The organism is candidate division Zixibacteria bacterium HGW-Zixibacteria-1 (genome assembly GCA_002838945.1).
Classification (GTDB): Bacteria; Zixibacteria; MSB-5A5; order GN15; family PGXB01; genus PGXB01.
In genome coordinates, this window is sequence record PGXB01000043.1 from 22,507 (window position 1) to 29,212 (window position 6,706).

Here is a 6,706-nt window from a genome sequence, read left to right on the forward strand (position 1 = left end):
ATATATATCAAATGGTCTAATCTATTCTTCCGTCACCACCCGGGCGACGTCAATAACCTTGTCGCCTTCATCAAGCATTATCAACCGCACACCCTGCGTGTTGCGGCTGATAACCGAAATCTTGTCCACCCGCTGGCGGTTGGTGATGCCCTTCTTGGTGATCAGAATCAGTTCGTCCTTGTCCACCACTTCCTTTATCGACACCGCCTCGCCGTTCCGATCGCTGGCTTTTATGTTAATGATGCCTTTCCCGCCGCGGTTGGTAACGCGGTAGTCGCTGATGCTGGTGCGCTTGCCGAAACCGTTTTCCGTCACGGTCAGAATCGTGCTGTCGCGCTTGACCACCACCATGCCGATCACATAATCGCCGGTGGTCAGGTTGATGCCCTTGACACCATAAGCGGACCGGCCCATCGGGCGGATTTTATCCTCTGGGAAACGGATCGCCTGGCCCTTGCGGGTGGCCAGCACGATATCATAGGTGCCGTCGGTAATCGAGGCTTCGATCAGTTCATCCTCGACCGGCAGATTGGCGGCATTGATACCGGCCTTGCGCGGATTGGAGAAACTGGTCAGCGGCGTCTTCTTGATAATGCCGTTGCGGGTGGACATGACCACAAAATGGTCGTCATCGAAGGTTCGCACCGGGCAGAAGGCGGTAATCATTTCGCCTTTTTCCAGATCGACCATATTGACGATCGGTTTGCCCTTGGCGAGGCGTCCGCCGGTGGGGATGGTATGCACCTTTATCCAGTAACAGCGTCCTTTATTGGAGAAAAAGAGAATATAATCGTGCGTCGAAGCGATAAAGAGATGCTCGGCGAAATCTTCTTCCTTGGTTTCGATGCCGATCACACCGCGCCCGCCGCGATTCTGCCGGCGATACATCGAAATCGAGAGCCGTTTGACATAGCCGGAATGCGAGATGGTGATGACCATGTCCTCTTCGGCAATCAGGTCCTCGAGCGTGAAATCGGTTTCGGCATCCTGAATTTCGGTGCGCCGGTGATCATTGAATTTCTTTTTCAACTCGGCCAGTTCATTTTTGATAATGGCCATGCGGCGCGGTTTGGAAGCGAGAATACCTTTCAGTTCCTCGATCAGTTTGAGAATCGCCACATACTCATCTTCGATTTTCTTCCGCTCGAGTCCGGTCAGCCGGGCCAGCCGCATTTCCAGAATGGCATTGGCCTGGCGCTCGGACAGTTTGAACTTCTTCATCAGACCTTCGCGGGCCTCGGGGGTATCTTTGGATTTCTTTATCAGCTCGATGACGGCGTCGATATTGTCCAGCGCAATTTTGTAGCCTTCCAGAATGTGCGCCCGTTCCTCGGCTTTGTTCAGATCATACTGGGTCCGCCTGACGACGACTTCATGGCGATGCTCGATAAAATTAGTCAGCATTTCTTTCAGGGTCAGCACTTGCGGAACGCCATTAACCAGCGCCAGCATCATGATGGCAAAGGTTGACTGCATTTGCGTGTTTTTATAAAGCTGATTGAGAACGATTTCGGCCTGGGCGTCGCGTTTCAGTTCGATGACAATCCGCATGCCGTCGCGGTCGGACTCATCGCGCAAATCGGAGATGCCTTCGATTTTTTTGTCCCGCGCCAGATCGGCGATTTTTTCCAGAAGATTGGACTTGTTTACCTGAAAAGGAATTTCGGTGACGACAATACATTCCTTGCCGTTGGCCAGTTTTTCGGTAACTGCCTTGGCCCGGACCGAAAGACGTCCCTTGCCGGTGCGGTAGGCTTCGCGGATGCCGTCGCGGCCGTTGATAATGCCGCCGGTCGGAAAATCGGGGCCCGTCATGATTTCATTCAATTCATCGTTGGTGATCTCATCGTCGTCGATGACGGCGGTGATGGCATCAACCGCTTCGCCGAGATTGTGCGGCGGGATGTTCGAGGCCATGCCGACGGCAATACCGGAGGTACCGTTGCAGATAAGATTGGGGAACTTGCCCGGAAGAACCCGCGGCTCCATGCGTGTTTCATCATAGTTGGGCATCATATCGACCGTATCTTTTTCCATGTCCGCCAGAATTTCCATGGCAATCGGTGTCAGCCGCGCTTCCGTGTATCGCATGGCCGCAGCGCCGTCGCCGTCGATCGATCCGAAGTTGCCCTGGCCGTCGATCAGCGGATAGCGCATATTGAAATCCTGCGCCATACGAACCAGCGTGGGATAGACCACCTGTTCGCCGTGCGGGTGGTAGTTACCGGAAGTATCACCCGCGATTTTGGCGCATTTACGATGCGCCCGTCCCGGCGACAGATTAAGGTCATTCATGGCGACCATGATTCTGCGATTCGATGGTTTCATTCCATCCCGAACATCCGGAAGAGCACGATTGGTAATAACCGACATGGAGTAGTTAAGATAAGATTCTTTCATCTCATCTTCGAGGTCTCTTGGGACGATATTATCTCTTTTCAACGACATTTTTATTCCCTGAATTCTTAGTTTTCAGCTTACCTGTTTTAAGTGAGTAAAGATAAGAAATTTATAGTCTTAAAGCAATTTATAAACTCAAAAAGAGTGACTTTTTGTCATTCGTAATTCGTTATTTTTCAATATCTTAGCAAATAATTTTTAGCGCTTGTCATATTTTTATAATAACCTTTATATGATGGTGTTTGTTCCGCGCGAACCGGTCTTTTTCAGGAGATATTTCCGGCCCGCTTGAGAGCGGCGATAATCGGCGGAATTATGATAATTTGAATGATTATTCCCGGAATACCGGTGACGACCGCTCCGCCGGCGGCGAAAAACTCGAGAGGGCCATAAGGCAACTCAATAAATTTGCCCAGTATCAGCAGACCCAGCGCAAACGCCAGCCGCCCGATAATCATGGCGGCGATCAGGGCGACATAGATATTCAGTTTCAATTTATTGTAAGCCAGCCCGGCGGTCAGGCCATACAGCGGCAGTTCCATGGTCATCAATGGGACCGCATAAGCCGGCGGCATGGAGGTCAAAAGATGCGACAGGAACGGCGCCAGAAGGCCGATAATCACGCCCGCCACAGGTCCGGCGATAAAACCGCATATCAGAATGGGAATGTGCATGGGAAGAAAGATCCGACCGGCCATGCCGAATTGATGAAAGACGATCGGCAGTAAAATGGCGAGGGCCAGAAACAGAGATGAGTAGGCGATGCGACGGGGACCCAAAATCGGTTTACCCTTTGATGCCTGAGGCGAGATACAGCCCGGGGTGATCCTTTATGGTAACATTGGCAAAGTGGCCATGCTCAAAGAGCTTCATCATGTCCGTATCCTGCGGCAGATGATCATGCGCCACCGGCCCGCCGACTTTCATATGAAGCTGTTCAAGCTCCTTGCTGCCCATCAGATGAATAATGTAAAAATAACCGTCCGGCTTCAAAATCCGCGAAACTTCCTCCATCACCTTCTTTTGATTGCAAAAATGGGCAAACGAGGCAAACGAAATAACATAATCAAAAGATTCGGATTGCAGTGGAAGATCCTCGACGTCGCCATCGACTTCAAAGACATTATCGAAAGGGAAGTTCTGGCGGGCCTTCCTGACCATCCGCGCCGAGAAGTCAAGCCCGACCACCATGCCGTCGGAACCGACCTTGCGTCGGAGCATGTCGAACAGGATGCCGGTTCCGCAGCCCAGATCGGCGATTTTCGATTTTGGCGCAATACTGAAGGAATCAATCAGGAATGAAAGGATTTCGTAATCCTCGGCCGTAAAGGATTTATCCCAGTCGTCGGCACAAGCTTCAAAATATTTTCTGCGTATTTCATCCATTGGAGAAGTAAGTTAAACAGCCAATTTAATTTGTCAAGTAATTATTTGCCGGCCGGTTCATTTATGCGTTCGACCGCTTTCTCGAAATAATGTACATCAATCTCGAAGCCAATAAATTTCACGCATAATTCCCGGCAGGCCAAACCGGTGCTGCCCAGGCCCATAAACGGGTCGAGGACAAGCATTTTTGGCTTGATGCCATGAAGCCTGATACAATTTGCCGCCAGCCGGGGCGGGAACGAGGCCGGATGCGGGCGATCCTTGGCGCGGTTTTGAATGGTCTCATATGGTATAAACCAGCAGTTGCCGCGGCAACGACGGCGGTGAGCGCCGTATTTCCACCGTTCGATGTTGGTTTTGTCTTTGTACGGAACACCGAGTGCCAGCCGGTCGAGGCTGACTGCGCCGGTTTTGGTCAGGTGGAAAATATATTCGTGGGCATCATTCAGATAGCGCGGGCTGTTGATCGGCTTATAGTGGCCGACATTGATATCAGTCTTCAGGCCGTAACTTTCGGAATCGATATAGATCGACTTGACCCAGTGAATGACATTCTGAAGCTTGAAATCACCGGATAAAGCCTCAAGTACCTGAAACGGGATGGTTGGGTCGCTCGGTTTGGAACCGATATTCAGAAAGAGTGAGCCATTACCCTTCAGAACCTGTTTGACCGCTCTCCCCCATTCGGTTATCCAGGCCAGATAATCTCTACGTGGGATTTTGTCGTCGTAAGCGCCATATTTGACGCCGATGTTATAGGGCGGCGAAGTGACGACCACATCGACCGATTTTGGTTTCAACCGGGTGATCATGCCGGCGATGCAATCTTCGTTATAGAGTTCAGGTTGTTTGGTTTTGATCCGGGCCATATTAAAAGGGAATATAATATAAAAGAAGCGGGAATGACAGGGGTTTGTAGTTTGTTGTGATCGGTCGGTTCTCAAACCGACCGCGGCGGTCGCCATTGGCGACCGCCGATCACAGTTAAAGTGTGTTGTGGGCGGCCCGCCGTGGCGGGTCCACATCTGCCCCCAAAATAGTTGACTACCAGTTATAGAATATTTTATTATACAACATGGTCGTCCGTAAGAGACTAGAATTGCAAGGACGCGCCCTGGTTTTTGTCACAACAAACACCCAAGAATGGACTCCTATATTCAGGGAAGAGAAATTTGCGTCGCTTATTATCCGTCAATTAGGGGAGACGCTTAACTATTATGGAGTTTCTCTCGTTGGATATGTTTTAATGCCGTCCCATTTACATATGCTATTGGGGTTTAAGGAGGTCGAAAAATTATCCAAGTTTATGCAGAGTTTCAAAATACTAAGCTCAAAATTGATAAAGGGCTCCCTTCGGGAATCGATTTACGGGAAATTCATGGATAAAAATCGATTTCGCCTCTGGAAGCCACGCTTTGATGATTTGATAATTACCTCTGAGGAACAATTCCGCATTAAACTTAATTATATACATTATAATCCAGTTAAGGCTGGTATGGTTGATAATCCGGCTGAATGGAAATATTCAAGCGCCGCCGATTGGATACTGGGGAAACCGGGTTTAATACCAATAGACAAAGAATTTGCTTGGACAGACTGATCAATTGGGGCAGATGTGGACATCTGCCGCCCACAAGAACCCGCCGAAGGACGGTTACAGACCGTCCCCTACAATAATAATATAAGTCAGGTCACATCCCCCGATTAGCTTCGGGGGACAAGACCCGCCGCAACATTGAAAGTGTGGCAGCCTCAAGCGATTTCGGGACAGAATCGACCCGGAATTGCTTGGGGATGTTGATCCAAGATGGCCAGATGCAAGAAGATCTCCTGAGTTTCGAAGGGGTCTGCCGCCCATGAAAATAGCCCCGGTATTAGTGTTTTCTATATAACTTTAGTGTTTTTGTCAAATCTCCTTTATTCTCCTCTGGCGGAAAGGCATCGGGCAGTCTGTCGTCGGTCAGGCCAGGGAACCCGCTTTGGCTTACATATCGCAGGGTACCATCATTATCAAAAATAAGTTTCAGCGGGATCAACTGATAGGATCCATTTCTAATATTGGCCCTATCAATATCCGACAGTATAAATACAATTCTGTGACCGTCTCTGACCGGTGCGGGAACGAATCTTATTTTCATATCAAAAACATCACCAATATCAACTTTATCGTAAATCGGCTCGGGGCCGGTAAGGAATTCCATGCAATATCCCTTGAAGAGAATGTCACAACCATTCGGCAGGGAGTCGATCGCCTGCAGTTTCATGCTTAATATCGAGGTATCGCCAATATGAGGCAGCGGCGTTATTTTGAACGTGTAATCAAAAATTTCATGTGGCCGACTGGCAATATATGTTGCATTTATATCAATCGAGTCAAAGAATATAACGTTCATTTGCGTGCAATGGGAGCGCATTTTGTCGGAACGGTCCAGATAACAAGGCTGGCCGTCCTCATCAAGACAATAGCTGAAAGCAATAGGGGATGTATAATCTGAAATGGAACTAACTGGGTCATCAGAATTTATTATTCGTGATATTCCAACATCCCATTTTCCTGACAATAGTGGAACGAATTGAATATTTAATACCGACATTTATTATGGGCGGAATGGTTTACACACCCCTAAATCCCCTCTCGAGAGGGGACTTAAGATAAGATGATAAATGATGTTAATGATTTATAAATGCACCGATCAGCAAACTAGTAGGTCAAATCTCTCCGAGATTTGATGTCAAGCCTCGGAGAGGCTTGACCTACTAAAAATAAAATTATAAATGATCTACAGAAAAAATGAATTTTATTTTTCCTCGACTCGTTCATTCTGAAGTTCCCCCGATTTAGTGGACACGGAGAAAGGATACTATTATTATGATTCTTTCTCATCCTGAGTCCCGAAGGACAGGAGGTGTTCAGATGTTG

6 protein-coding genes are annotated in these 6,706 nt (G+C 48.7%); 1 reads left to right on the plus strand and 5 read right to left on the minus strand.

What is annotated here, in order from left to right:
• Window positions 1-21: 21 nt before the first annotated feature.
• The 4 genes from CVT49_13735 to CVT49_13750 form a co-directional block, all read right to left on the minus strand.
• A complete protein-coding gene (locus tag CVT49_13735; protein PKK82442.1) occupies window positions 22-2,448 on the minus strand; it encodes a DNA gyrase subunit A in 2,427 nt (808 codons plus the stop codon).
• A gap of 218 nt (window positions 2,449-2,666) precedes the next feature.
• On the minus strand, window positions 2,667-3,182 hold the full coding sequence (locus tag CVT49_13740) for an ECF transporter S component (protein ID PKK82443.1): 516 nt from the start codon (window positions 3,180-3,182) through the stop codon (window positions 2,667-2,669).
• 4 nt (window positions 3,183-3,186) lie between these two features.
• Window positions 3,187-3,786 carry a hypothetical protein gene (locus tag CVT49_13745; protein ID PKK82444.1) on the minus strand — a complete coding sequence of 200 codons (600 nt, stop codon included), beginning with the start codon at window positions 3,784-3,786 and terminating at the stop codon, window positions 3,187-3,189.
• A 41-nt stretch (window positions 3,787-3,827) separates the two neighbouring features.
• Window positions 3,828-4,655 carry a site-specific DNA-methyltransferase gene (locus CVT49_13750; GenBank protein PKK82447.1) on the minus strand — a complete coding sequence of 276 codons (828 nt, stop codon included), beginning with the start codon at window positions 4,653-4,655 and terminating at the stop codon, window positions 3,828-3,830.
• A gap of 206 nt (window positions 4,656-4,861) precedes the next feature.
• Here CVT49_13750 and CVT49_13755 point away from each other — a divergent pair, with 206 nt between their 5' ends.
• Complete coding sequence (locus CVT49_13755) at window positions 4,862-5,386, plus strand: hypothetical protein (GenBank protein PKK82445.1); 525 nt, start codon at window positions 4,862-4,864, stop codon at window positions 5,384-5,386.
• Between the two features lie 274 nt (window positions 5,387-5,660).
• Here the strand turns inward: CVT49_13755 and CVT49_13760 are convergent, their stop codons facing one another.
• The gene (locus CVT49_13760; GenBank protein PKK82446.1) at window positions 5,661-6,200 is read right to left on the minus strand and encodes a hypothetical protein; all 540 of its coding nucleotides are present in this window, start codon (window positions 6,198-6,200) and stop codon (window positions 5,661-5,663) included.
• Between the last annotated feature and the right edge of the window lie 506 nt (window positions 6,201-6,706).

Excerpts from the sequence above, each read along its gene's own strand:
- CVT49_13735 (PKK82442.1), bottom strand. The coding sequence starts at position 2,448 with ATGTCGTTGAAAAGAGATAATATCGTCCCAAGAGACCTCGAAGATGAG.
- CVT49_13745 (PKK82444.1), bottom strand. The coding sequence starts at position 3,786 with ATGGATGAAATACGCAGAAAATATTTTGAAGCTTGTGCCGACGACTGG.
- CVT49_13750 (PKK82447.1), bottom strand. The coding sequence starts at position 4,655 with ATGGCCCGGATCAAAACCAAACAACCTGAACTCTATAACGAAGATTGC.
- CVT49_13755 (PKK82445.1), top strand. The coding sequence starts at position 4,862 with ATGGTCGTCCGTAAGAGACTAGAATTGCAAGGACGCGCCCTGGTTTTT.
- CVT49_13760 (PKK82446.1), bottom strand. The coding sequence starts at position 6,200 with ATGCGCTCCCATTGCACGCAAATGAACGTTATATTCTTTGACTCGATT.